The organism is Candidatus Phytoplasma asteris, assembly GCF_038505995.1.
Lineage (GTDB): Bacteria > Bacillota_I > Bacilli_A > Acholeplasmatales > Acholeplasmataceae > Phytoplasma > Phytoplasma asteris.
Genome location: NZ_CP128414.1, coordinates 423,380 through 449,381 on the forward strand (window position 1 = coordinate 423,380; position 26,002 = coordinate 449,381).

Annotated in this window: 26 protein-coding genes; 3 read left to right on the forward strand and 23 right to left on the reverse strand. The window is 25.5% G+C overall.

Features of this window, described 5'->3' with window-relative positions; translation table 11 throughout:
- Nucleotides 1-31: 31 nt before the first annotated feature.
- The 3 genes from QN326_RS02330 (at nt 32) to QN326_RS02340 (ending at nt 4,697) form a co-directional block, all read left to right on the forward strand.
- Nucleotides 32-2,335 carry a hypothetical protein gene (locus QN326_RS02330; RefSeq protein ID WP_342386368.1) on the forward strand — a complete coding sequence of 768 codons (2,304 nt, stop codon included), beginning with the start codon at nt 32-34 and terminating at the stop codon, nt 2,333-2,335.
- Between the two features lie 83 nt (nt 2,336-2,418).
- Nucleotides 2,419-3,321: a hypothetical protein gene (locus QN326_RS02335; RefSeq protein ID WP_342386369.1), complete on the forward strand. Its 903-nt coding sequence runs from the start codon at nt 2,419-2,421 to the stop codon at nt 3,319-3,321.
- 131 nt (nt 3,322-3,452) lie between these two features.
- Entirely contained in the window at nt 3,453-4,697 is a 1,245-nt protein-coding gene (locus QN326_RS02340; RefSeq protein WP_425323424.1) for a replication-associated recombination protein A, read from the forward strand.
- A gap of 734 nt (nt 4,698-5,431) precedes the next feature.
- On the opposite strand, the gene QN326_RS02345 is transcribed toward QN326_RS02340, so the two are convergent.
- The 23 genes from QN326_RS02345 to QN326_RS02455 form a co-directional block, all read right to left on the reverse strand.
- Nucleotides 5,432-6,397 (reverse strand): IS3 family transposase, encoded by a 966-nt coding sequence (locus QN326_RS02345; protein ID WP_342386371.1) that lies wholly within the window; start codon nt 6,395-6,397, stop codon nt 5,432-5,434.
- A 497-nt stretch (nt 6,398-6,894) separates the two neighbouring features.
- The gene (locus QN326_RS02350) at nt 6,895-7,533 is read right to left on the reverse strand and encodes a hypothetical protein (RefSeq protein WP_342386372.1); all 639 of its coding nucleotides are present in this window, start codon (nt 7,531-7,533) and stop codon (nt 6,895-6,897) included.
- Between the two features lie 158 nt (nt 7,534-7,691).
- Nucleotides 7,692-9,017 carry a toprim domain-containing protein gene (locus tag QN326_RS02355; protein WP_342386373.1) on the reverse strand — a complete coding sequence of 442 codons (1,326 nt, stop codon included), beginning with the start codon at nt 9,015-9,017 and terminating at the stop codon, nt 7,692-7,694.
- Nucleotides 9,018-9,423: 406 nt separating this feature from the next.
- Nucleotides 9,424-9,837: a hypothetical protein gene (locus QN326_RS02360; protein ID WP_342386374.1), complete on the reverse strand. Its 414-nt coding sequence runs from the start codon at nt 9,835-9,837 to the stop codon at nt 9,424-9,426.
- 242 nt (nt 9,838-10,079) lie between these two features.
- Entirely contained in the window at nt 10,080-10,226 is a 147-nt protein-coding gene (locus tag QN326_RS02365; protein ID WP_342386375.1) for a hypothetical protein, read from the reverse strand.
- 155 nt (nt 10,227-10,381) lie between these two features.
- Nucleotides 10,382-11,143, reverse strand: a complete 762-nt coding sequence (locus tag QN326_RS02370) for a hypothetical protein (RefSeq protein WP_342386376.1) — start codon at nt 11,141-11,143, stop codon at nt 10,382-10,384.
- 284 nt (nt 11,144-11,427) lie between these two features.
- Entirely contained in the window at nt 11,428-12,924 is a 1,497-nt protein-coding gene (locus QN326_RS02375; RefSeq protein WP_342386377.1) for a replicative DNA helicase, read from the reverse strand.
- A gap of 19 nt (nt 12,925-12,943) precedes the next feature.
- Nucleotides 12,944-13,555: a hypothetical protein gene (locus QN326_RS02380; RefSeq protein ID WP_024563623.1), complete on the reverse strand. Its 612-nt coding sequence runs from the start codon at nt 13,553-13,555 to the stop codon at nt 12,944-12,946.
- A gap of 32 nt (nt 13,556-13,587) precedes the next feature.
- Nucleotides 13,588-13,734 carry a hypothetical protein gene (locus QN326_RS02385; protein ID WP_342386378.1) on the reverse strand — a complete coding sequence of 49 codons (147 nt, stop codon included), beginning with the start codon at nt 13,732-13,734 and terminating at the stop codon, nt 13,588-13,590.
- A gap of 1 nt (nt 13,735) precedes the next feature.
- Complete coding sequence (gene tmk / locus QN326_RS02390; RefSeq protein ID WP_342386379.1) at nt 13,736-14,350, reverse strand: dTMP kinase; 615 nt, start codon at nt 14,348-14,350, stop codon at nt 13,736-13,738.
- Nucleotides 14,351-14,406: 56 nt separating this feature from the next.
- Complete coding sequence (locus QN326_RS02395; protein WP_342386380.1) at nt 14,407-15,045, reverse strand: YqaJ viral recombinase family protein; 639 nt, start codon at nt 15,043-15,045, stop codon at nt 14,407-14,409.
- A 218-nt stretch (nt 15,046-15,263) separates the two neighbouring features.
- Nucleotides 15,264-16,169, reverse strand: coding sequence for a hypothetical protein (locus QN326_RS02400; protein ID WP_342386381.1), 906 nt, complete (start codon nt 16,167-16,169; stop codon nt 15,264-15,266).
- Nucleotides 16,170-16,252: 83 nt separating this feature from the next.
- Nucleotides 16,253-18,508, reverse strand: a complete 2,256-nt coding sequence (locus tag QN326_RS02405) for a hypothetical protein (protein ID WP_342386382.1) — start codon at nt 18,506-18,508, stop codon at nt 16,253-16,255.
- A 65-nt stretch (nt 18,509-18,573) separates the two neighbouring features.
- Nucleotides 18,574-19,431, reverse strand: a complete 858-nt coding sequence (locus tag QN326_RS02410; protein ID WP_342386383.1) for a hypothetical protein — start codon at nt 19,429-19,431, stop codon at nt 18,574-18,576.
- 6 nt (nt 19,432-19,437) lie between these two features.
- Nucleotides 19,438-19,701 (reverse strand): hypothetical protein, encoded by a 264-nt coding sequence (locus QN326_RS02415; protein WP_342386384.1) that lies wholly within the window; start codon nt 19,699-19,701, stop codon nt 19,438-19,440.
- A 109-nt stretch (nt 19,702-19,810) separates the two neighbouring features.
- Entirely contained in the window at nt 19,811-21,913 is a 2,103-nt protein-coding gene (locus QN326_RS02420; RefSeq protein WP_342386385.1) for an ATP-binding protein, read from the reverse strand.
- Nucleotides 21,914-21,937: 24 nt separating this feature from the next.
- Nucleotides 21,938-22,720, reverse strand: a complete 783-nt coding sequence (locus QN326_RS02425) for a hypothetical protein (protein ID WP_342386386.1) — start codon at nt 22,718-22,720, stop codon at nt 21,938-21,940.
- Between the two features lie 148 nt (nt 22,721-22,868).
- Nucleotides 22,869-23,681: a hypothetical protein gene (locus tag QN326_RS02430; RefSeq protein WP_342386387.1), complete on the reverse strand. Its 813-nt coding sequence runs from the start codon at nt 23,679-23,681 to the stop codon at nt 22,869-22,871.
- Nucleotides 23,682-23,978: 297 nt separating this feature from the next.
- The gene (locus tag QN326_RS02435; RefSeq protein WP_342386388.1) at nt 23,979-24,419 is read right to left on the reverse strand and encodes a hypothetical protein; all 441 of its coding nucleotides are present in this window, start codon (nt 24,417-24,419) and stop codon (nt 23,979-23,981) included.
- Nucleotides 24,420-24,456: 37 nt separating this feature from the next.
- A complete protein-coding gene (locus QN326_RS02440; RefSeq protein WP_172642356.1) occupies nt 24,457-24,600 on the reverse strand; it encodes a hypothetical protein in 144 nt (47 codons plus the stop codon).
- Nucleotides 24,601-24,613: 13 nt separating this feature from the next.
- Nucleotides 24,614-24,946, reverse strand: a complete 333-nt coding sequence (locus QN326_RS02445; protein ID WP_342386389.1) for an HU family DNA-binding protein — start codon at nt 24,944-24,946, stop codon at nt 24,614-24,616.
- 60 nt (nt 24,947-25,006) lie between these two features.
- Nucleotides 25,007-25,321, reverse strand: a complete 315-nt coding sequence (locus tag QN326_RS02450; RefSeq protein ID WP_342386390.1) for a single-stranded DNA-binding protein — start codon at nt 25,319-25,321, stop codon at nt 25,007-25,009.
- 1 nt (nt 25,322) lies between these two features.
- Nucleotides 25,323-25,949 carry a sigma-70 family RNA polymerase sigma factor gene (locus tag QN326_RS02455; protein WP_342386391.1) on the reverse strand — a complete coding sequence of 209 codons (627 nt, stop codon included), beginning with the start codon at nt 25,947-25,949 and terminating at the stop codon, nt 25,323-25,325.
- Nucleotides 25,950-26,002 lie beyond the last annotated feature (53 nt).

Consider the following 26,002-nt stretch of genomic DNA (forward strand, 5'->3'; position numbering starts at 1 on the left):
AAACAATAACACTGAAACCCCTCAACTAACTATGCAACAACCAACCCACAAACAAAAAGAAAAAAATACAAAAAGTTTATTAAATCCTGAACTTCAACAACAAATAGAAAAAATAATTCAACAAGAAAAAGAAAAACAAAAGATTTTAGAAACCGAAAAGGGATATTTAAACATCAACCTTCAAGCTCAACAACTAGAAAAATTATCCCTTGAAGGAAAAATAATTGAATTACAATCTCAACTTAAAACTAAAGAAACAACACTCCAACAAACTAAAGATTTATCTGATGAAGAAAAAAATAAATTACAATCAGAAATCGAAGTAATAAAAAATAATATTACAAACCAGAATGAATTAATAGTAAAAAAAGACAACGAGTTGATTTTATCAAAAGAAAAAATAACAACTTTAGAAAAGCAATTGGCTTCAAATATTAAAGATGTAAATCAATTAAAAACTGAAATTGAACAAAAACAAACAGAATTAGAAAACAAAGAACAAAAATTAATAGACCAAAAAAACTTATCAACAAATGAAATCAAACAATTAAATGTTGAAATTAATAATTTAAGAAATAACATTGAACAAAGTCAAATCAATTATCAAGCTCAATTATTACTTAAAGAAGAAGAAATCAAACAATTAAAACAAAATGAAGATAAACTAAAACAACAATTAACCCAAAAACAAGAAGAAACCACAAACTTAAGAGAACAACATTTAAAAACTTTGGAAGAAATCCAAAAACAAATTGCAAATTATAAAAACATGGTTTCTGAACTCGAACAAGAAACCAACAACCTGAAAGAACAAATTGCAAAAAACAACGAAAACGCAAATAAACTACGTGAAGAATTATTAACTAAACAAACACAAATCAACAAAATAAACCAAGAATTAGTTAGCCTTTCAAATCAACAAATTTCTTCACAACAAGAATTAAATAATTTAACACAACTTTTTGATGAATGGGAAAAGAACTGTGAAATTAAAGCTAATGAAATAGCATCAAACCTAGATTTAGAAAATGTCAAAAAAGTTATTGACCGAAAAATATATTATTCTACAGAGCCTTTTACAGTTGAATTAAAACCATTTAAACTTAACCAACCCCCAAACAACGAAAATAAACAAACAATAAATAGCCTAGAAATAAAAATTAACAATGTCAAGTATTACTATATTCAATTTGATTTTTGGAATGATTTTTTCTACATAAAAGACAAAGACCTAAATGTAATACACCGAATATACAATACCACAAAAAGTCCAACAGATTGGATGTTTCAATTTAGTCATAACGTAAGCGAAACTCCACCACCAACTAAACTCAATAATTATAAATCCCTATTAGAACAAAAAACTAATGAATTATCTGAAATTACACAAAAATTAACAAACAAACAACAAGATTTAAATAAATGTCAACAAGAAATAACTGATTTAATTAATAATCAAAAACCTGATGATACTCTACAACAAGAACTAAACAATAAAGAAACTCACATCAAAACCTTAAAAGATGAAATGAAACAGTTAGAAACAAAAGAAAAAGGTTTTAGAAGTGAAATAGATACTTTGAAATTAGAAAACAAAAACCTTAAAGAAAAATATACTAACGATTTAAACAAAATCAAACAAGAACTAAACACATCTAAAATTGAAAACGAAAAACTTGAAAAAGAAATGAAAGAAATACAAGATGAATTAGTTAAAAACAATAATGCTGATGAAGTTTTGGTTAAACAATTAAACACAAAACAATCACAAATAAAAGAGTTAAAAGGAAAAATAAATACCTTAGAAACTAATGAAACTCAATTACAAACCATTATCCAACAAAAAGATGAAGAAATAACTCAACTACAACAAACTATCCAACAACAAACTCAAGAAATCCAAAGATTAACAATTCAATTAGAACAACAAATAAATCTTTTCGCTGAACAAGGTAAAAAGATTTTACAATTAGAAGGAACAATTAAAGGTTTAGAAGCAGCCAATAGTGGATTAAGTGAAAACAACAAAGAATTACAACATGAAATTGATAAATTAAAAAATGAATTAGAATTAGCAAAAACAGCCCACACAACAATGAAAAAAAAATTAGAACTCGAAATTGCTAAATTAGAAGCTGATAAACTAGATTTAACCACCAAACAAGAAGAACTAGAAACCCAAAACGATGAATGGCAAACTAAATCAAATTTCATCAAAGCAACAACTACGATAGGCGCCTTAGGTGGACCCGCAGGCATGGTTGTAGGTGCAGCTACTGGTTTGGTTGTTAACGAAGTAATAGATGCATGGAAAGCTCTAAAACGTTGGTGGTAACAATAATGCATATTTTTTGCATTATTGTTCTGTTTATGTTAAAATGATAATGAGTTAAATTAAAAAAAGGAAGTATTTTTAATATGGAATTATTTTATAAATTAATCATTATAGGATTTTTGCTCTTTCTTTTTGTTGTTACAATCCCTTTGTGTATGTATTTTTATCAAACTCAACAAAATAAAAAAAGAATTACAAAAATCAATTTAAAATCAACAATATTTTTTTATTATATTAAATTATTTTTGAGCGCAGTTGTAATTGGAATAATTACTTTCATTTGGTATATAAAAGTCAATACAGCAAACCAAAGTGATCCAAACACAATTAAAACCCCCAAAATAGAAACAAATGATGAATGGTTTCAAAGCAAAAATAAGCAAAAAGAAAGTGAAAGTTATTACGATTCATATAGAATTGATTATAGCGAAAAAAACAAAGAAGTAATACAAACACTAAAAGCAAGTGAAATAACTCATCTTGAAATGGTTGGCTCCGATGGTTCTAAAACTAAAATCGAAGGAACACCAATGATTAAAAGAACCTACACCTTCTACGGACTCGCTGGCCTAGGACGCGGACAACACCAAGAATACGAACCAACCGACCTACCTATTTACATCAAAGACCTTCATCCTTTTGATAAATGGAATGAACCCCTTTCTAACAGACCTGGCCATTATTTCAATTATTTCCACACAAAAAATAAACATAAAGACTCACAATTTGACAACCATATGGGAGTAAGGGAACACAGTATAGAACTCAACTACGAAGGCCCCAAATACCTTCTAGAAGAAGATAAAGACTTTTTTATGGATGAAGTTAATTGTCCTACAAACAAAAAAGACGAAGATAATCATGTTATACGTAAAACCTACTGCCTCCACTTCAACCCAGTCAAACAATACATCACCCTTTATACTAAGAAATTTAATACTAAATCACCAGAAGAAAAAACTAAATCAAGATCAAGAAGCATTTAAAAACACAATTAATAAAAACCCTAATGCCCCTTAAACACATTATTTTGCCCCTTAAAGACGTTTAAAATAATTATTTGAAGTACTCATAAAAAAAATTTAATTAAAATCTAAATATACAAAGGAAAGAAAAAATGTTCAAAAAACCATTAGCATTTGCTTTGCGTCCGTCAACAATAACTGATATCATTGGACAAAGTCATCTTATTAATGATCAAAATGGTATTATTTCGAGAATGTTAAAAAATAATTACGCTAGTTCTTTAATTTTTTATGGTGTTCCAGGTATTGGAAAAAGTAGCCTTGCCCAGGTATTAGCTAATGATTTACAAATTAAGTATGATATTTTTAATGCTGCAATTGATAAAAAATCTAAGTTAGAAAAAATTATTCAACAAGCATTAAATTTTAAAAAATTTATTCTTATTATAGAAGAAATCCATAGAATGAATAAAGATCGTCAAGATATTTTATTGCAATACTTAGAAAACGGTCATTTAATTATGTTTGCTTGCACTACTGAAAACCCATATTTTGTAATTAATCCGAGTATTCGTTCAAGAGTTAACATCATTAAATTAGAAAGAATTACGACCGAAGAAATGTTAACAGGATTAAATAAGTTAATCGTTAATAAAAAACTACCATTAAATATTCTACAAGATGCTTTATTATTGATTTGTCAATTGTCTAGTGGGGATTTACGTATTGCCATTAATATGTTAGAATTGTGTTTACATTTATATCCTGGAGAAGAAATTACAAAAAAAATTATTAAAAAAATTTCTTCATCAGCTAATTTAATAAATTTTAAAGATAACGATGAGCATCACAATTTAAAGTCAGCATTACAAAAATCTATTAGAGGTAGTGATGTTGATGCAGCTTTACATTATTTTGCAAGATTATTAGCAAGTGGTGATCATGAAGCGTTAATAAGAAGAATGTTAATTACCGCTTATGAAGATATTGGATTAGCTAATCCAATGATTATTATACATGTAAAAACAGCGATTGATGCTTTTCGTCAAATTGGATTACCAGAAGGACGTATTCCTTTAGGATTGGCAATTATTGAAATGTGTTTAAGCGAAAAATCAAATAGTGCTTATTTAGCGACTAATAAAGCTTATGAAGATGTTCTGCAAGGTAATGTTTTTAATATACCAAAACATTTACAAGATACTAGTTATAATTCAGCAAGTAAATTAGGTATTGGTTTTGATTATAAATATCCTCATAATTTTCCAAATAATTATGTTAATCAACAATATTTACCACAAGAAATAAAAGAATTGATTTATTATATACCTAAATTACACAGCGAGTATGAAAAAAAAATTAATAAAATACATGAAAAATTTAAACAAAATATATAATGTTTTAAAATTTTTTAATAATTCCGAACAAGGTTTCTGATTATAATGGTTATCTTTGGTAACAAAATTTACAAAAAAAGTTTTTAATTAGTATCTCTCGTACTAGTTGTCTCAATTATAATTAGATGAACTAATATTAATTTAGCAATTTAAAATAGTATTTTCAAGAATTTAAACGTTTTTATAATCAAAAATGGTTAATTAAAAAAACTTAATTAACAAAACTCCTTAATTTTTTTAAAAAATCAAACTATTAATAATAAAATAAAGATTTAATTAAATAGATTATATTTTATCTATTTATAGTTATTAAATAAGCGCTTTAGCGCGCTAATCTTTTTGTTTAATATATAATAATCAATACTTGGTAAGGCAATTAATTTAAAAAATTAAAGTTGTGCGCTGTTCCGTTTTTTTAGACAAATTTTGTCTTTAAAATTGTTCTTTAAGACTTAAAAATAATTAGATAATTTCATATCTTTTCAAACTAAGGAAATATTTTTTTTAAATTTCAAAAAGTTTCTAAAACTTTTAATAATTCATTAGTTTCAAAAGATATTTTTATTAAATATTTTATCTTTACACTATATAGTTAGGTAAAAAAAGTTAAAAAAGTGGTAAGAAAATGAAATTATAATTATTTTTTTACGTAATTATGTTATTTTAATTAAAAAAATGTGCAAAAAGGTAACCTCTTTTTCAAGGCTAAACATTAAAATAAATTAAAAAATAATTTATATAAGATTTTGGGAATATTGAGAAGGTGATGAATAATTTAATTTAGCTAAAATCCATTGATTGTTCCAAAATTTAGGGAAATAATTGATTATTTTTTTAACTTTTTCAGGTGATTTTTGAAATAAAAAAGGATGTTGATGTTGTAAGATAGTTTTCATTTGGCCGAAAAAGTTTTCAATTACAGCGTTATCACGTGGAGTAGCTTTTCTCGACATGCTGATTAAAAAACCTTTTTTAATTAGTGTTTGTTGGACTTTTTGTGATTGATAAACTGTGCCTTGGTCGGAATGAATGATACAAGGTTCTTTTAATAGAGGTAATTTTTGGATGGTGTTTAAAACTAATTCTTTATTTTGATGTTTGGAAGTGTGGGAAGCGATAATTTGGTTGTTGAAAGAATCAATAATACAAGAAAAATATAAAAATCCTTGGGGAGTTTTGAAATAAGTTATGTCGGTAAATAGTTTTTTCATGGGTTTAGTTGATATAAAGTCTTGATTAATTAAATTGTCTACCACTTTTAATTTAGCTTTTAAATTATTTTTATAATAATATTTATTTTTTTTAATTCTTAAACGACAAAAAATACCGTTTTCTTTCATAATAGTATAAATTTTTTTCTTGGTAATGTTTTCGTTAAAGGTTTTTTGGTATAAATCAGTGATTTTACGATGACCGTAAAAATATTGTTGGTGTAAACACAAAGCTTTGATGCGATTTTGTTGTAATAAGTATTTTTCTTTTTTGGCTTTTATTTTATTTTTGACTTTCAACCAATAATAATAAGTGCTTCTTTTGGTTTTGATAGTTTTTAAAATGGTTGTTAAATTTAGTTTTTGATTAAATTGTTTAACTAATTCGAAAACAGTTTTTTTATCAGTTTTTTGGTTTTTTTTCATTAGAGTTTGTAATAATTTATTTTTTTGTTTCTCTTTTTCTATTATTTTAGCTATTTTTTTCATGATTTAAATATTGTTTCCTTTTTTTATATCATATACATAACCATTATAACTCTGAATGATTATATTTATTTAAAAAAGGGGGTAGCGCGCAACTGGGGGATTTTTATTTTTCTTCTTCTTTTATTTATGTGTACTTATGATTGTTATTAGTGCTTCAGCGCGTTAGGGTATTGTGTTTGGATAATTTTAAACAACTCTTTTAATAATGGAAAGGAAAAATAGGGAGTTATTTATATATCGAAAAATAATAATGATAGATAAAAGATACAACGATAATATCAAATATCGAATATCATTATCATTATCGATATAATATATAAAATATCACTCCTTAAAAATGTTTTGTTTTGACAAGGAAATTAAAGGGGTCAAATGATGATAAAATGATGAGTGTATGATGATAAAATGATGAGTGTATGATGATAAAATGATGAGTGTATGATGATAAAATGATGAGTGTATGATGATAAAGTGATGAGTTAAATAATTTATTTATTTTATGATTTTTCTTTTGTTAAATATCTTTTATAATCAGGACGCATTTTTTTAACCCGATAGCCTTGTTTATTTTTGGTTAAAAATAATTTGATGTGTTTTAAATCTTCCAATTGATAATAAATAACATTTAATCCTTTTTTATAATTTGTTTTTATAGGATTGTTATATTTATCTACTTTTTTGTCATCTAATTTATATAATTTTAAAGTGTCTAGTTTGTCTATGGTTATCTTACTTATTAATTCTTTAATATAGTCTTTTTGTTCGTTGAGATAATTAATTTGGAAGATAGGGAAATGTGTTTTAAGGGTATTGTTTTGGCATTTTGGGGGTGATATGGGGTTGGTTAGGGTTTGATTATTATTATTATTGTTTTCGGTAGAGTGAGTTTTGATTATTTCTATTCTATACTTTTTCATTTCATCTAAGATTTGTGGGTCTACAAATAGAGTTTGGTTTTTTGGGCGGTAGTTTGCTTGTTGATAGGAATTTTTCTTTTTAGAATGAGAAACAATTGTAATATTTAATAATTCTCCTTTTAATATTTGTAAAAAGTTTTTGATTTGAACTAAGTCGTTGGGGGTTGATTTTGTTTCCCAACCGCCCCTAATGATTCCTTGATTTGTTTCGTTTTTCATTTTTTTCTCCTTTTTATTTGGTTTTTTGTTATAAAAATAAAAATCCCCTAAGTTGCGAAAATAAAATCGCAAAATTTAGGGGTATATGCGTGTGTTTGGGGGTATGTTAATGTTATTATACATGTAAGGTTTAATATATTAGTTAAAAAGCAATAATTTTAATCAATTATTTCTACTTTGTCTTTTCCAAAAAAATAAATAGCTAAATCGACTATGATTTTATTTTTGGCCTCTTCATAAGTAATGTATGGGTCTAAAAAACATTTTTGATATGCTTCTTTTCCGAATTGGCGTAATAAATCATCAACATCTTTACAAGTTTTATCATAAGGTGGTAAAATGCGTCTAATTTCGTAAATAATATTTTCTTCTTTAAGTTGTTCTCCTAAGGCTTCACTGCGTTTTTGACCTGTTTCATCGTTATCTAAAGCGATAATGACTTTGATTTTTTCTTTTTTAAGAATTTCTATTTGTGATTTAGAAAGTAGTTGAGTGACACAAATGAGACCGACAACGTTTTTAATCCCGTTTTGCCAACAACTAATGACATCGAAAAAACCTTCATGAATAATGATGGTTTTCGTTTGTTTAATAGAAGGTAACGCTTCAAAAAAACGATAACTGAAATGAAAAGTAGGTGTTTGACTAAAATTATTGAGTGATTTATATTTAGGTTGGAAATAAGAAACTTCGCGAAAGTTATTTTGATAAAAATGAAATGTTTTATTATATCCGTTTTCAATGGGGATAATGATGGAACCATGAAAAGTATCGTGATAATATGTTTTATTTTGTTGATTGGTTTTATCTTTGATAAAACAATATTCGATTAATTTTGTTGTATCGATATTTTGCTTTTTACAATAATTTACTAAACGAAAAGATAAAGGTTTATCAGATAATGGTGCATAACCTAGTTTAAATTCTTTAATAGTTTCTAGAGTTAATTTTCTTTTTTGGGTTAAATATTCTAATCCTAGGTGAGATTCATTATTTCGGTTAGTGGTTAATAAATAATGATAATAATCTCTAATTTGGTTAAATAAAGGTGATATTTCTTTAAATAATTGTGTTTTTGTAGCGTTAATTTCTTTTTCATCAATTGGGTTGTTGATTTTATTGTGGTGGAATTGATATTTAAAAGGTTCGCAAGAAATATTAGGGGTTAAATTTTGTTGCTCGATTAAGATTTTAAATTCTTGAGTTTTCATAAAGTTATTGATTTTTTCAAGAGCGTTATTGAAGGTTTTAATTCCTCTTATTTCCATATAAACATCAATAATATCGTAATCTTTACAACATTTCCAACAATGAATTTTATTATCTGAAGTTAAATGGCAACAAGTTGGGTTTTGTCCCTGATGGATGGGACAAGGGAAACGATATTTGGTATTGAAGTTTGGGGGTATAATGTTTAGTTTTTTTAATAAAACAGTCATAGGGAAATTAGTTTGGATGTGTTTTATTTTTTCTTGATAATTCATTTATTTTAACTCCTTAATAAATTTTATTATTATTGTTCATAAACAAAAGAAAAACTGAAAGCATAAGGGTTCATTTGAATATAAAAAAAGACCTTCAATTTTGAAGGTCTTATAATATAAAAATAAAATTTAAAATTATATAATTATTTACAATTTTTTTCTAAAACTATATTTATTTTTTATTTCTAATTCTTTTTTATCTTTAAAAGAATATTTTTTATTAAATTGTTATTTCTTTTTTTTAATTAAAATTTGAATATAAAAAAACCTTCAAATTAAAGGCATTAATTATATTAATTTTATCATAATTATTTTTTTGACAATTAAATTAAATTTAGCTAATAATATTAATAAAAACCAAATTCAATTAAATTAGTTTAACATTTTTTTTATTTCAAACTTATTTTTAATTTAAAAAGTTTTTGTTTTTTATTTGTGAATAAAATTGATCCAAAAAAAATTGTAGTTCGTTGGAACTCAGAACTTTAAGATTTTGTTGATTTGCTACTTTTTTTAATTCTTTCATTTTATATTCACTATAATAATCGCCATCACAAATGAATAAAATCATTATATTTTTATTATATTTTTGGGTGTCAGTTTTGGCTTCTTCAATAGATATTTTTACATCATTTTTTTGATTATCTTGCGAGCCGCCAGATTCTTTGGTATATTTGTGAAAAACATAAAAAATAATTTCTAAATCTTTATATTTAAAAGAAAAATCAATTGACTTACCTTTTGATGAGATATACTGATTTATTTCTTTTTTTTGAACTATTTCTTGTTTTTTTATAAAAATACTTTTAGGTTTACACACTTCGGATATATTATTTATATCATTTTTTAAAAATTCACCAAATACTTTTTCATAAAAGTTTTGTTTTAAAGGTTCTAAAATAAACCAAGCTTTTAAAAAATTATTATGTTTAATTGATGTTTCTACTTCTTCTTGAATAAAATTAAATTTTTCACAAAATTTTTTAATTTTTTTTAAAGTTTTTTTTATCTTTAATATTGAAATTTTCCAAATTTTGTTTTAATTGTTCTTTATATTTTGTTTTATAATTTATCTTTTTCATAAATACTATCCTCATTTATATTATTACAACAATCAATAAAAGCCTTTGTTAAAATATTTCTAGCTAAATGAAAATCTAACCTACGTCTACGTTGATTATCTTTGTTATTTCCTTTGAATGGAGACAACAAAACATCCTTAGTTTTTGTTCTAAATGTATTTAAAATTTGATTTGCGTTAATAATTATTTTTTCAATTTTTGAATCATCTAAATATTTAAATTCTTCACTGTTAACTATAGTAATCGCACGAGACGAAATTTTTATATTTGAAATATTATATTTTAATTTATTTTTATGAATGAATTTAATTTTTTTTCAGGATTTGTGGAATCTACACCCAACAACGCAATAAATCCATTAACATCGTTAAATCGTAATTTTTTTAAAAACTCACTTTTTTCTTTAACAAAAATTTTTAATTTTTTTAATTCTTGTAAAGAACCAATTTTATCATCATTTTTATAAATAATTTGTTTTTCTAATTTGGCGCCATTAAAACAAACAATACAAATAGGTACGGTAGTATCTTCAAAAGGATTGGGTTCAATGATAATAATTCTGTTAACATTGGTTTTATCAAATTTTGAATTAATAAAAGTTTCTGGGACAATTGCAAAACCTGGTTGATTTGTGGATATCATCTTACTTAAAGCTAATAAATAAAGATCAGCAAAATTAGATGTTTTAAAATAGTCTTTATAAGTTTGTGTATATTTTTTACGATAACAACTATTCTTTGCTAAATACGGAGGATTTGTTGATATAAAATATTTATGTTTTTTTTCATAAGGTATATTTTTTAAAGAATCATTCATTTTATATTTAACAAATTTCTTATCAATGTCATACCCTATAAAATTTAAATTATTAATTTTATTTTTAAAATAATATTTTAAAAAATTTAAAATATCCCCTTCGCCAGCGAAGGGATCTAAGATAATATGATTTTCTTTTAAATTATCAAAAATAAATTCTTCTAATGGTTTTGTGAACCAATTTTGTTTTTTAGTAAAAAATTGACCGAATTGAATTTTATTTGTCAATTGAAAAACCTATCTTTCTTTTTTTAATTGTTTTTTTCCAATAAAAATAACTAACAATAACACAAGAAGAATTATTTTTTAATTCATTATTATAAGTATAATAATTTAAGTATTGTATTTTATTGTGATTTAGTTCATATTTATATATTTATTTTATTTCTATTCTTTTTCATTATATATTTAACACATTTTTTATGATTATTATTTTTTTAGAGTTGATTTAGTGTTATTTTATAATTTGTTTGGAATTATTTTTCATTTATTTTAACTCCTAGTTTTTTTGATTAATAATAAGTTTCTATTTTATAAGGCAAAACATAACCGATTTCTTGGAAGGTTTGAGTGGTCATTTCAAAGTGATAAACTAAGGTTTTTTTGGTACCACTTCTATTTTTTTTGATACATACTTCGATTATTTTTTGATTTTCATTGTCATTATAATCTGAATATAGATCTTCTAAGGTTGAATTATATATATTTATGGGTTTTTCTTTGTCTTTGGATAATTTGGGTTGGAATTCAGACATCATTAAGACGATATCGGAGTTAGTTTCAATTCCACCACTGCCTTTTAAAGCTGTTATTTCTGGTGATTTACCTTGATAATTGCTGTATGTATCTCTTGAAAATTGAGATAAAATGATAATAACAATGTTTAATTCAATGGCTATTTTTTTTAATTTAGTCATGATTTCGTCAATGGCTAGACGGTCATTTTCTAAGTGATTTGTGGTTTTGGTGATTTGAAGGTGGTCAATGACGATAATTTCTGCTTGTTTTTCTAAATAAAGGCGATAAACTAAATCGATTACATAATCAATATTTTTGCTTTTATCATAACTAAATGATAAATTTATGTTGGCGAAAAATTGTTTTGCTATTTTCATCCTTTCCGTGTATTTGAGAGGTGTGATATTGGTATCTTCAAAATTTTTATCTAAAATAACATCTAGAGGAATTTGAGTTTGGTGGGCTAATAAACGATTTAAATTTTCTTCTAAGGTCATTTCATAAGAAAATACCAAAATATGAGGATAATGAGATATTTCTTTGTGTTTGGTTTTTGCTATATCTAAAAGAAGATTATAGACAAAAGTTGTTTTACCTAATCCAGTATACCCCCCAATAGTTATGATTTGACCTTTTTTGAATCCTTTTGTGGATTGGTTGAGTCCTTTAAAAGTTTCTGATAAGCGGTAATATTCTTCTTGGATTTTTTGTCTTGATTGTTGATCGGTATCAAAAAATTCAGGATGTAAAGAGGCCATTTGATTTAAAGTTAATAAGGTTTGGTCGGATTTGTGGGGGATTGAAGAGATAAAATTTCTTAATTTATCAAATATTTCTTGGTAATATAAATTTTTGTGGTAAGGGTCTTGGTTTTCGTATGTTGGGCTAATGATTTTTATTAATTGTTGAAATAGTTTTTCTTGGGTGTAGGTATGTTTTAGATTGTCTAAAAAATGATTATTATTTTGGTTATTAAAATCATCATTTAAATAATTTAAAGAATCTAAAGTAAAATTATATTGTGGGAAATTAGTTTGTAAATATATTAATAACTCTTTGATAATAATGGATTTTGTAGTGGGTTTGTCCCACGGATGAGATATTTGTTTTTCTAAAAATAAATATTTTAAAGCTGTAAATATTTTTGTATTTTTGGGGTCAAGTAAATTTTTGGGGTTGATTATTTGGCAATAAAGGTTTAACTTTTCCCATTGGCTTTGTTCGATATAATTTATTAATTGTTTTAACGCTTTTTGTTCACTGGTTAACATTTTATATTAACTCCTTTTTTTAATTCTTAATTATATTAATATTAGAAAAGGGGATGAATTTGGTGGTAATTAAGTTTTGTAAGAAATTATTGGCTGCATTGGAAAATAAGTTAATTACTTTATTAATACCTTGTACTTTTCCTTGATTGATTTTATTGTTTAGTCTTTGAGTTTCTGTTTCGTTGTTATTTAATAAATAGAACTCAAAACGCGTGTCTAATTTTTTTAATTGTTGTCCCTCTACCATGGCTTGTTTATAGCGGTCTCGGAGACAGGTTTTGAAATTAAACGCCATTATTCGTTTGGTTTCTGTGAATAAAACTAAATCAAATTTAATGTCTGGGATGAAGAATAAATAAGCCTGGGGATATAAATTGATGATTCCTTTGTTTTGAAAATATAATAAAATGAAATATTCATTGATTTTACCACGGATTACTTTTTGACTTTGAGAATTGTGTTGTTTATTATTAAGATATTCGTTTAGAAGGTTATGGGTTTTTATCATATATTCGTTAAATGGTTTGTTGAATAAAGATGGTTGGATTATTTGTTTAGTGATGTTAACACACAAAGATTGGTGGTTAAAAACATTAATGTTGTTGAAATGAAAATTAGTTAATTGATTCATTTGATTATTCCTTTCTAAATAAAAAAAGACTCTTAATTAGAGTCTTTTTGGGTTTTAAATTTAATTTTTTTGGTACGCCATCGAATGGTTCCGTCTTTTTTAATAGTTTTGATTTTGCCGTTGCTATAATGGATATATAAATTGCCATTTTGGCATTTTTTCTTAATTATTATTGCCATTTTATATTTCTCCGATTTTTTTGATAATGTATTGTTGATTAAATTTAGCATCTTTATAATTCATATTATTTAAGATAATTTTAGTTCCTAGGTTTGGTTTTTTCAAAAATTCATAATATCCTTTTTCTACTTGTTGAAAATAAGTTAAGGAACTAGTTTCAATCACATCTAATTGATGATTCTTTTGATTTATTTTACGTTCCAAACCTAATTGAGGATTAATTTTTAGATAAATAGTGATATCAGGTTTGATGAATTTTTTACTCAAATTGTTAAAAATGTGATAATTTTTGTCAATTTTTGAAGGATATACGCGATAGGCGAAATTAGAGCCTAACCATCTATCTACAAAAATGATTTTGTTTGTTTTTAAGTGAGGTTTGATGAGTTCTTCTTGGGTTTGAATCATGTTGGCAAAACTTAAAAAATATCTAGTTAAATTATGCAAAGTATTGTGGGTTAAAAACGTTTCACGTATAGAATTACCAATTGTAGAGCTACCTAATCCGCGAATAACCATCACTTCATTACTTTGTTTTGTTAATTCTTGTTGAACGCTTTTTATTAGACTTGTTTTTCCGCTACCGTCGAGTCCTTCGAATATAATTAATTTCATTTTATGCTCCTTTTTAAAAATTTGGGTATAAAAAAAAGACTCTCGTGATGAGAGTCTTAGTTAAAATTTATTTTGTTTAATTGTTTTAAAAAAGTTGTTTGTGATAATTCTTGTTTTGCTTTGTGTAGTAATTCTAAATATTTTTTACCATCTGCAATCATTTTATTAATGAAGTTGTTGTCTTGGCAAATTCGCACTACATGATAATTAGTATCATTGAAATAAACCAAAAAGTAAGCGAAGTTCGCTTGACTACAATAAAGTTGACATTGAACTTGGGACCAATAGTTAATAGGGACTTCTTGATGGGAAAAGAAACCATTCCAAGATGGTGATATGTTGTTGTTTTCGTTAACATAAGGGCATTTGATTTCTAATAAAGTGTTGGTTTTAGAATTATATCCATCAAGTGAGGCAGAAAACATTTGGACTTCATCATCCGTAAAGATTGTATCAGGGAAGTTTAATTTAGTTGTTTTTTCAAAGAAACTGCGTGCTAGTGGTTCAGTTTTATTGCCGTGTTCAGTGTATTTATTGCTTGTGAAAGTAGTTCCAAAGAGTTTATCATGGACTAATTGTTCTAAGGTTCGGAATTTATCATTTCCAGTGATACTACCTATTTCTGATGCATTAATGTATTTTTGTCGATGTTGGTACCATTGCGAGGTTCTTTGGTTTAGATTGGTTATTTGCATTTTATTGCTCCTTTATTCTAAATTTAGTTATAAAAAAAGACCTTCAATTTGAAGGTCTTAGTTGTATTTTATTTTACTGATTTTTTTAAATCAAAATATTGGCCTTTAAAACGTTTTAAAAATATAGTTTGATATCAACTTCAAATAATTATTTTAAACGTCTTTAAGGGTCAAAATAATGCGTTTAAATGGCATTAGGGTTTTTATAAATTGTGTTTTTAAATGCTTCTTGATCTCGATTTAGTTTTTTCTTCTGGTGATTTAGTATTGAATTTCTTAGTATAAAGGGTGAGGTATTGTTTGACTGGATTGAAGTGGAGGTAATAGGTTTTGCATTTAATATGATTATCTTCGTCTTTTTTGTTTGTAGGACAATTAACTTCATCCATGAAAAAGTCTTTATCTTCTTCTAGAAGGTATTTGGGGCCTTTGTAGTTGAGTTCTATGTAGTGATTTGATGGATCTACTATCATTTGGTCATTAAATTGTGAGTCTTTGTGTTTGTGTTTTGTGTGGAAATAATTGAAATCTTCTCCTGGGTCAAAAGATAAACTTAAGATGTGCCATTTATTGAATGGGTTTTTGGCGTATGGGGGGAGGTCGGTTGGTTCGTATTCTTGGTGTTGTCCGCGTCCTAGGCCAGCGAGTCCGTAGAAGGTGTAGGTTCTTTTAATCATTGGTGTTCCTTCGATTTTAGTTTTAGAACCATCGGAGCCAACCATTTCAAGATGAGTTATTTCACTTGCTTTTAGTGTTTGTATTACTTCTTTGTTTTTTTCGCTATAATCAATTCTGTATGAATCGTAATAACTTTCACTTTCTTTTTGCTTATTTTTGCTTTGAAACCATTCATCATTTGTTTCTATTTTGGGGGTTTTAATTGTGTTTGAATCACTTTGGTTTGCTGTATTGACTTTTATATACCAAATGAAAGTAATTATTCCAATTACCACTGCGCTCAAAATTAATTTAATATAATAAAAAAATATTGTTGATTTTAAATTGGTTTTTGTAATTCTATTTTTATTTTGTTGAGTTTGATAAAAATAAATACACAAAGGAATTATAAAAACAAAAAGAAGAAATAAAAATCCTATAATAGTTAATTTTTGAAATAATGCCATATTAAAAATACTTCCTTTTTTTAATTTAACTCATTATCATTTTAACATAAACAGAACAATAATGCAAAAAATATGCATTATTGTTACCACCAACGTTTTAGAGCTTTCCATGCATCTATTACTTCGTTAACAACCAAACCAGTAGCTGCACCTACAACCATGCCTGCGGGGCCACCTAAGGCGCCTATCGTAGTTGTTGTTTTGATGATATTTGTTTTGTTTTTCCATTCTTTGTTTTGGGTTTCTAGTTCTTCTTTTTTGGTGGTTAATTTTTGGGATTCGGTTTCTAAATCAAAGATTTGTTTGTCTAATTTCTCTTTCATTGTTGTGTGGGCTTTTTTTGCTAATGTTAATTCATTGTTTAATTTATCAATTTGATGTTGTAATTCTTTGTTGGTTTCACCTAATCCACTATTGGCTGATTCTAACCCTTTAATTGTTCCTTCTAATTGTAAAATCTTTTTACCTTGTTCAGCGAAAAGATTTATTTGTTGTTCTAATTGAATTGTCAATCTTTGGATTTCTTGGTTTTTTTGTTGAATAGTTTGTTGTAGTTGAGTTATTTCTTCATCTTTTTGTTGGATAATGGTTTGTAATTGAGTTTCGTTGGTTTCTAAGGTATTTATTTTTCCTTTTAACTCTTTTATTTGTGATTGTTTTGTATTTAATTGTTTAACCAAAACTTCATCAGCATTATTGTTTTTAACTAATTCATCTTGTATTTCTTGCATTTCTTTTTCAAGTTTTTCGTTTTCGATTTTAGATGTGTTTAGTTCTTGTTGGATTTTGTTTAAATCGTTAGTATATTTTTCTTTAAGGTTTTTGTTTTCTAATTTCAAAGTATCTATTTCGTTTTTAAAACCTTGTTCTTTAATTTCTAATTGTTGCATTTCATTTTTTAATGTTTTGATGTGGGTTTCTTTATTTTTTAGTTCTTGTTGTAGAGTGTCATCAGGTTTTTGGTTGATAATTAAATCAGTGCATTCTTGTTGATATTTATTTAATTCTTGTTGTTTTTTGGTTATTTTTTGTGTAATTTCAGATAATTCATTAGTTTTTTGTTGTAATATGGATTTATAATTATTGAGTTTAGTTGGTGGTGGAGTTTCGCTTACGTTATGACTAAATTGAAACATCCAATCTGTTGGACTTTTTGTGGTATTGTATATTCGGTGTATTACATTTAGGTCTTTGTCTTTTATGTAGAAAAAATTAGAGTGAAAATCAAATTGAATATAGTAATACTTGACATTGTTAATTTTTATTTCTAGGCTATTTATTGTTTGTTTATTTTCGTTTTTTTGGGGTTGGTTAGGGTTGAATGGTTTTAATTCAACTGTAAAAGGCTCGGTAGAATAATATATTTCTTGGTCAATAACTCTTTTGACATTTTTTAAATCTAGGTTTGATGCTATTTCATTGGCTTTAATTTCACAGTTCTTTTCCCATTCATCAAGTGGTTGTGTTAAATTATTTAATTCTTGTTGTAAAGAAATTTGTTGATTTGAAAGACTAACTAATTCTTGGTTTATTTTGTTGATTTGTGTTTGTTTAGTTAATAATTCTTCACGTAGTTTATTTGCGTTTTCGTTGTTTTTTGCAATTTGTTCTTTCAGGTTGTTGGTTTCTTGTTCGAGTTCAGAAACCATGTTTTTATAATTTGCAATTTGTTTTTGGATTTCTTCCAAAGTTTTTAAATGTTGTTCTCTTAAGTTTGTGGTTTCTTCTTGTTTTTGAGTTAATTGTTGTTTTAGTTTATCTTCATTTTGTTTTAATTGTTTTATTTCTTCTTCTTTAAGTAATAATTGAGCTTGATAATTGATTTGACTTTTTTCAATGTTGCTTCTTAAATTATTAATTTCAACATTTAATTGTTTGATTTCGTTTGTTGATAAGTTTTTCTGGTCTATTAATTTTTGTTCTTTGATTTCTAATTCTGTTTGTTTTTGTTCAATTTCAGTTTTTAATTGATTTACATCTTTAATATTTGAAGCCAATTGTTTTTCTAAAGTTGTTATTTTTTCTTTTGATAAAATCAACTCGTTGTCTTTTTTTACTATTAATTCATTCTGGTTTGTAATATTATTTTTTATTACTTCGATTTCTGATTGTAATTTATTTTTTTCTTCATCAGATAAATCTTTAGTTTGTTGGAGTGTTGTTTCTTTAGTTTTAAGTTGAGATTGTAATTCAATTATTTTTCCTTCAAGGGATAATTTTTCTAGTTGTTGGGCTTGAAGGTTAATGTTTAAATATCCCTTTTCAGTTTCTAAAATCTTTTGTTTTTCTCTTTCTTGTTTAATTATTTCTTCTATTTGTTTTTGAAGTTCAGGATTCAATAAACTTTTTGTAGTTTTTTCTTTTTGTTTATGGATTGGTTGTTGAGGGGTTTGTTTAGAATCCCTTAATTCAGTTGTTTTTTTTTTAATTCTTTGGTTTTTTCTATTCTTTCGTTAATTTTTTGTTCAATTTCTTTTGGGGTTTTTCCTTCTTGAGAAAGTTTTGTTGCGTATTCTGTTAACTCTTTTTTTAGTTTTGTCTCTTCTGCTGCTTTGATAGCATCTAAATCATAAACTTCTACTAAATTTGGGGGTGGTGTTTCACCTTTGGGGGTTGGTTCGTTAAAATAAAAAACTATTCCTGCATAAATAGCTGTTGTAATTAATATTGTTCCGCCTAAAAAAGGTCCTATAACTGGAATTCCAAGACAAGATAAGCCAAAAATAAAGCCAATTGCAATAATAATACTATTAAATATGTAAGGAATTAGTTTTAAAGGGAATCCTAGCCATTCTAAAAAATTCTTACCGCGTTCATTTATATAATAAGCCAAATCTTTGGTTTTTTCCCAAATAACTTTAGCCACTGGTCCAATTTTGGCTGCTGATTCAGGGAAGAATTTAGAAATTATTAACCATATTGCCCCTCCAATTATTGTGATTAGTAATAAAGTAAGGATTGGTTTTGTTATTTTTTTGATTATTTTTACAAACCAATTATCTTGCTTTTGTTGGGTTTCAACAATTATTTTTGGGAGTTTTGGATTGTTTTTGGTAATTTGTTTTGAAGGTTTTTTGATTATAGGTGATTTTGTAATTGTTTTTATTTGAGGTTGATTTATTTTTAATTTTTTTATAGGTATTTTGGTTGGTTTTTGAGTTGTTGGTTGTTTAATAAGGGATTTTGTTTTGGTTTTTTTTACATTGGGTTTATTTGGTGGTTTTGGTTGGGTTTTTTTGGTGATAATTATTTTTTTAGCCATATGATTTTACTCGCTTTCTTGATTGGATTTATTTTGATTTATTATCATTTCTTCTAATTTATCTATTTTTTCATTAATTTTTTTAAAATTACTTTGGGTTTCTTGTTGGAATTCGTCCATTTCCTTTTCAATAAGGTTAATTTTTTCTTTTAAATGATTGTTTTGAAGGTTAATATGTTTTTCTAAATTATTATTTATATCTTTAAAATATTGTTTCGTTTCTTTTTGAAAATCAACTAAACTATATTCTATTTTATTTATATTATTCATAATAAAATAGAATGAACCTAATATTATAATGATAGAAAATAACATCAGAATAAATGGAAAAATTGCTTTTTGTTTGGTTTGTTGTTTCATTTTTCAAGTTCTCCTTATTTTATTTATTTATATTTTCTTGAGTATTAAATTTCTTAGTATAAAGGGTGAGGTATTGTTTGACTGGATTGAAGTGGAGGTAGCTAATATTTAAGATTGTATGTCCATCTTGATCTTCTTTGTTAGTGGGATATTGAACTTCATCCATGAAAAAGTCTTTATCTTCTTCTAGAAGGTATTTGGGGCCTTTGTAGTTGAGTTCTATGTAGTGATTTGATGGATCTACTATCATTTGGTCATTAAATTGTGAGTCTTTGTGTTTGTGTTTTGTGTGGAAATAATTGAAATCTTCTCCTGGGTCAAAAGATAAACTTAAGATGTGCCATTTATTGAATGGGTTTTTGGCGTATGGGGGGAGGTCGGTTGGTTCGTATTCTTGGTGTTGTCCGCGTCCTAGGCCAGCGAGTCCGTAGAAGGTGTATTTTTTGTTTACTTGAGTATTATCTTTAGGTGGATTTAAGTATTTTAATAATCCTTGCTTCCATTCTACATATTGGTCTTCGCATTCTTTTCTTCTAGCTTTTTTTTCAGTGTCAGAAATTTTAACGTTTTGGAAAGTATTAATAGCTTCATCTAGGTCTGAAGGCAACATGACTTCGTGGTTGGGGTTTTTACGTTTGTGTTTTTTGGCTTTAATATAAGCGCTATCAATTATTTTTTCTTTTAAATTTCTAGTAGAATAATTTTTGCCTTTACATTTGTTAGAGATTTCTTTTAAATAAAGATAAGTGTGATAACTAATTTGATAATCAGATACCAAAAATTGTAAAAATCCTTCAATTTCATCATCTTTTAATAAATCAATTTTAATTTCTTTGCTAAATCTACTTCTTAAAGCGGTATCAATTTTATCTAAATGATTGGTAGCTCCCATTAAGACAATTTTTTTATCACTTCTTTTAAATCCATCTAATTTAGTTAATAAATTATTAACAATGTTGATGTTTGTTTTGTTAGATTGATTATCTTCACGATTAGCTAGTCCGCTAATTTCATCAATAAAGATAATGGTTTTTTCGTGTGATTCTGCTTCTTTCCATATTTTTTCCAATTCTTCATTTCCTTCACCAACATAAGTCTTATCAAATCTTGATGGCTCTAATTCAATATAGTGTATACCTAATTCATTACATAAAGCTTTAATTAAAAAACTTTTTCCTGTTCCTGGGGGTCCGTACAGTAAATAACCTCTAGGGATTAATTTATCAAAATTAACCATATCAAAATTATCATCTTGAAAATATTCAATCAAATCTTCTAATTCTTCTTTTTCTTGTTTCATGCCGTATATATCAGAAAACATAATTTTTTGGTTTTTAGGTTGATAAGAATTATTGTTTTGTAAAGATTTGATTTCTTCTTGTAATTGTTTAATTTGTTTATCAAAATGTATTAATTGACCATCTAAGAACAAATCATAAGTTTTTAATTTTTGGAATTCTTCAGCATTATCTTTGTTTTGAATCATTAAGTCTTTAATTATATTCTTATTAGCGTAATTCAAAGCCATCGCTTCTTGTAAAGTTTGAATTTTTTGGGAAATAAATAAATTATTGCTAGTTTTGATAATTTGAGAAGTGGTTGTTTTAATTTGTTCTTGAGATTTTGATTTTGTAGTTAATAATTGTTTTTTTTGTTCTATTAATTCCAAAGTTTGTTTATGAATTGGTTCTTTTTTGTCGTTAATTTCTTGTATTTTTTCGTTTAAAGTTACTAATTCTTGTTGTAATTGGGGCTTTTCTTCTTCTTTTAAGTCTTTATTTTGGAGGTTGTTTTCTTTATCTTCTTTAGTGGTTGTTAATTTTTTAAGTTCAATATTGAAATTACTTATTAACTCTAAATTTAATTTAATTTGTTGAGTTAATTGTTCTATTTGTTGATTTCTTTGGTTATTTTCGTTAATTTGAGCTTCGTTAGTTTTTTTTAATTCTTCGAGATATTTTGATATTTCTTCAAAAGATTGGTTTTGTTCGGTTGGTGGATGGTTATTTTGAAATAAATTATTATTGTTATATTTTTTTAGAAAAAATCCATAAATCCATAAACCTAAAATGGCAAAACCAAATAAAACTAACAAATTTAAATAAATTTGTTTTGATTTCATATTAGTTCCTTTCTTGTATTTTTTTTATTCAACATCATAATATAAAGTGCGATTTTGTCCAGAGCGTTTTTCATATAAATCAATTTTTTTTAAAGATTTAATATGACTATTCGACCACAACATTCCTTCTTGAATATAATTATAAAAAGGAAATTTTAAAACAAAATCATAATTATGAATGTAAAAAGGTTCTTCAATTTTTTGATTAATTGGGTAAACAGCTACAATTTTATCTTTTTGAATATCTTTAATAATGATTTTATCTATTGCTAAATAACTAGGACCACCATAATTAGTTCCTTTATCATATATTATTTCTAAATGATAATTTTCGGGAGTAAAAGAAGTTGATTCTGGTATATAAGGTCTGTTATTACTCCAAAAAAAATACAAATCAGAAGCGCCGTTACCCATTTGAGTTAAAGTATCTAAATTATAAAGATTATTTTTTCCATCTCTGGTTCCTCCATCAAAATAAGCTAATAAAAAATCTTTAGGAGGGGGTTCTTTAATGCGGTATTGAAAATCAATTTCATTATTTAAAGAATTATTATTGTAAAGAGCATAACTAAAATTACTTTTAAAATTTTTATTAGGAAAATGATAATGAAGCCATCCTAAGGCGTCTTTGATATTGCTGTTTTCGCCTAAATGAACATTATAACATTTCATATTATCTATTTCTTTTTCTTTTATGGGGATGATTTTATCATAAAAATAATTATCTATTTCTTTAGATGAGAGTTTAAAAGCAGAATTAAATTTTTTTAATTCCGTATTTTTATTTGATGATTGTTCAACAGACAAAAAAACATTGTTTTTGTCTGTTGAATTAACAGGTTGGATAAAGTCATTTTTTGGAGGTTGATAAATAATATTTGCAAATCCAAATCAGATAAAAACACAAAGAAAACAAATAAAGATTTTTTCAATAAGTGTTAATGTAATCATTGTTTTATTGGTTTTCTAAATTAGTTATTTGTTTTTCGGTATTTTCTTTATATTTAATTAAATATTGTTTTAATTCAGAAGAAATTTGAGGGTCTTGCAATTCTTGTTCGATGACATTCTTTTTTGTTTTTAAATTAATGAGATTAACTTTTTTAGTTATTTGTTCATTAATGTTTTTTATATTGTTTTGATTTTGTGTTTTTTGGTTTTCTAAAGCAGTTTTAGTTGCACTATTTAAATCAGGTTGCACTAATTTTTGGTCTAATTGTGTAATATTAACAATATTTAATTCTTTATCTTTTAATAATTTTTGATATTTAATAATTTCTTTTTCTTTAAGTAATTTTGTTTCTGTAAGCGAATGTTTTTCCTCTAATTGATTTGTTGTTTTGATTTTATTATCAATTTCTAAAATTTCTTCTTCAGATTTTTTTAATAATTTTTTTAAGAATAAATCAATTTGTAATTCTTTTTTTTGTTGGGTTTTTAATTTGACGATTTGTTCTATTACTTGTTTTTCTTGAGGAGACAAACTAGGCTCTTTTAATTCTTCATTTTTAATAGTTATTTCTTCATTTAATTGTTTAATTTTGTCGTTATAATCATCAAAACAATCATTATTATTGGTTTGAAATATAGTGTTTTTGTTGACAATAATTTCATAAACAGGTTTTTTTAGATTTTTAAAAAAATAATAACCAATTCCTCCTGTAGTTGCAATTATCATTGTTAAAAGTAAAAAGAGATTGAAAAAATATCTTTTAGTTAGGATATTTTTTTTATTAATAATATTTTTTGGGTTTTTTTGAATTTTCATTTGAATTAATTTTCCTTTCTTTTTTAATTATTTTCTTGATTTATTAAGGTTTCTAATGGGGTATTTTCCTTATATTCTTGTTGGTTTGAAAATTTTTCATCGATATCCTTTTTTAAATCTTTTATATTTTTTTGATTAATTGGTTTTGAGGTTTCATTTTCTTTTGTTTTTCTTTTAATTGGGTAAGTATCGTTGGGATTGAATAGTTGAAGAAAACTGAAAAAGAGATATTTAAATACAAAACATAAACCAGTAACAAATAATGCCCCCGATACAAAACCAATAGTAAAATTTGAATCAGTTATTTTGATTTTCCTTTCCGATTGGTGTATGTGTTTTTTGAGATTTTAACAATCTTTTTCTTTCTTTTTTAGATTGCCAAATAGCTACTTTATGTTTTTGTTGTTCTATTTGGGATAATATTTCTTCTTGCGAAGTCTTTATTTGTTCTAGTTTTTGAAGTAATAATTGTTCTTGTTGTTCTTGTTTAGCATTTTTTATTTCTAAAGTTTGAAGTTTTTTATTAGGAAAAAATAGGTTTAGAATAGTTTGTTTAATAAAAACAATTGGTTTTTTAATTAATTTAAAAATAGGTTTAAAACCAGTAACTATTAATATTGTAAATAGAGTTGTTTGGATTCCATCCAATCTTCTTTCCATGATTTCAGCAGCAGTAAATCCTTTAGTGTAATTTAATATAAAATTGCTAATTATTGTAAATATTGAAAAAATCCACATTATTTCCTACTTTCTTAATAATTTTTATAAAATTTATTCATTTGGTTTTAGGTAATTTCTTTTTATTTTTAAAGGTTTTGTTGGAATGATGTAAATTTATCCTTTTATCTTTGGGGGTTTTGGTGGTTGAACGGTCTTTAAAGTAAGTTCCTTGGTATGTTTCGGTCATTGCATCGCTCATATTGTTTCTCCTTTTATTTTAATTGAAGTTTTTTGACTTCATCTTTAATTGGTTTTGACATTTTAAAACTAACAACCGTTTTTGCGGGTATTTTTAAGTTTTTACCAGTTCTTTTTCCTGTTTTTTTGCCTGTTTGTTTATTGATGATGAATTTAGTTTCGGGGGTTGTGTGGGTTTTTCTAGTTTTTAAGATGAATTTACCAATTTTAGAGGATAAAACCACTTCTTCATTTGATGTGATTGCTTTAATTAGAGCATTCTCAAATGAGTTGTAAAACTCTTCGGTTTGGGTTATTGAGGTTTTATTTACCTCAGCTATTGATTTAATTAATTCTTTTTTATTCATATTTTTTTCTCCTTTTGGTTTATAAAAAAAGTCCCTTTTGGGGACTTAATTTTTTAAATATTATTTAGTTTTGTTGTCTAAAAAGATGACGTTTTGGATAATTACTTTGGTGGTGGTTCGCGTTTTACCTTCGTTGGTGGTATATTTTTGGATGGATAATGCGCCTTCTGCATATATTTTTGAACCTTTATTTAAATATGTAATCATGTTTTCAGCTTGATTTCTAAAAACGACACAAGGGATGTATTGCACTTTATCTTTATTGTTAATTGCTAAATTGAAATCTATTTTAGGGATTTGTTCGTTGTTGCTATTGATATATTGTTTTTCTAGGTTATGAGCGATATTACCGATTAATTGGACTTTATTTAACATTTTATTTCTCCTTATTTTTATAATTTGGGTTTAGTTTTTTGATGGCGTCTTTTTTTAAGTTTTCTATTTGTTTTAAAGTTAAATTTAGTTTTTGGGCGATTGCATGATTGGATAGGGGTTGTTGATTAGGTTTAATGTTGTTTTCTAATGAGATGCCAAAATTTAAACAAATAACATTGAATTCATTTTTACTTAGTTTAGTTTTTAGTTTTTTTATTAATAATTCATGTTTTACTTGTTTTAGCCATAATTGATGTGGATTAAGGATTTTATCCCAATTAGGTTGTTTGTATTGTTCTTCTTTAAAACTGATATTGTTTGGTTTGGTTGTTTTTTGGGGAATTGAAGGTGAATGGCTTTTTCTTATTAGTTCATTGATTGCTGATTTTATTGTTGGTGTTGCATAGGCGATAAAGTCATAACCTAAATCTTGGTAATTATTTAGAGCTTTGATTAATCCTAAAATTCCTTCTTGATATAAATCTTCTTTAGTTAAAACTCGAGGATAATATTTAAATTGATAAGCTAGTTTTTTTACTAAAGGTAAATGAAGTTCGATTAATTGATTACGAATTTCTAAATTCTTTTTATTTTTTAAAAAATCTTTAAATAATTTTTGTCTTAACATTTAATTCCTTTCTAAAAACATTTTTTTTAGAAAAGATATGAAATTATTTTTTA

Bases quoted from the DNA above. Each gene is read 5' to 3' on its own strand.
- QN326_RS02335 (WP_342386369.1), top strand. From the start codon at position 2,419: ATGGAATTATTTTATAAATTAATCATTATAGGATTTTTGCTCTTTCTT.
- QN326_RS02380 (WP_024563623.1), bottom strand. From the start codon at position 13,555: ATGAATCAATTAACTAATTTTCATTTCAACAACATTAATGTTTTTAAC.
- QN326_RS02395 (WP_342386380.1), bottom strand. From the start codon at position 15,045: ATGCAAATAACCAATCTAAACCAAAGAACCTCGCAATGGTACCAACAT.
- QN326_RS02385 (WP_342386378.1), bottom strand. From the start codon at position 13,734: ATGGCAATAATAATTAAGAAAAAATGCCAAAATGGCAATTTATATATC.
- QN326_RS02375 (WP_342386377.1), bottom strand. From the start codon at position 12,924: ATGTTAACCAGTGAACAAAAAGCGTTAAAACAATTAATAAATTATATC.
- QN326_RS02420 (WP_342386385.1), bottom strand. From the start codon at position 21,913: ATGAAATCAAAACAAATTTATTTAAATTTGTTAGTTTTATTTGGTTTT.
- QN326_RS02445 (WP_342386389.1), bottom strand. From the start codon at position 24,946: ATGAATAAAAAAGAATTAATTAAATCAATAGCTGAGGTAAATAAAACC.
- QN326_RS02415 (WP_342386384.1), bottom strand. From the start codon at position 19,701: ATGAATAATATAAATAAAATAGAATATAGTTTAGTTGATTTTCAAAAA.
- QN326_RS02345 (WP_342386371.1), bottom strand. From the start codon at position 6,397: ATGAAAAAAATAGCTAAAATAATAGAAAAAGAGAAACAAAAAAATAAA.
- QN326_RS02355 (WP_342386373.1), bottom strand. From the start codon at position 9,017: ATGAATTATCAAGAAAAAATAAAACACATCCAAACTAATTTCCCTATG.
- QN326_RS02450 (WP_342386390.1), bottom strand. From the start codon at position 25,321: ATGTTAAATAAAGTCCAATTAATCGGTAATATCGCTCATAACCTAGAA.
- QN326_RS02400 (WP_342386381.1), bottom strand. From the start codon at position 16,169: ATGGCATTATTTCAAAAATTAACTATTATAGGATTTTTATTTCTTCTT.
- QN326_RS02330 (WP_342386368.1), top strand. From the start codon at position 32: ATGCAACAACCAACCCACAAACAAAAAGAAAAAAATACAAAAAGTTTA.
- QN326_RS02455 (WP_342386391.1), bottom strand. From the start codon at position 25,949: ATGTTAAGACAAAAATTATTTAAAGATTTTTTAAAAAATAAAAAGAAT.
- QN326_RS02430 (WP_342386387.1), bottom strand. From the start codon at position 23,681: ATGAAAATTCAAAAAAACCCAAAAAATATTATTAATAAAAAAAATATC.
- QN326_RS02350 (WP_342386372.1), bottom strand. From the start codon at position 7,533: ATGAAAAACGAAACAAATCAAGGAATCATTAGGGGCGGTTGGGAAACA.
- QN326_RS02440 (WP_172642356.1), bottom strand. From the start codon at position 24,600: ATGAGCGATGCAATGACCGAAACATACCAAGGAACTTACTTTAAAGAC.
- QN326_RS02340 (WP_425323424.1), top strand. From the start codon at position 3,453: ATGTTCAAAAAACCATTAGCATTTGCTTTGCGTCCGTCAACAATAACT.
- tmk (WP_342386379.1), bottom strand. From the start codon at position 14,350: ATGAAATTAATTATATTCGAAGGACTCGACGGTAGCGGAAAAACAAGT.
- QN326_RS02410 (WP_342386383.1), bottom strand. From the start codon at position 19,431: ATGGCTAAAAAAATAATTATCACCAAAAAAACCCAACCAAAACCACCA.
- QN326_RS02435 (WP_342386388.1), bottom strand. From the start codon at position 24,419: ATGTGGATTTTTTCAATATTTACAATAATTAGCAATTTTATATTAAAT.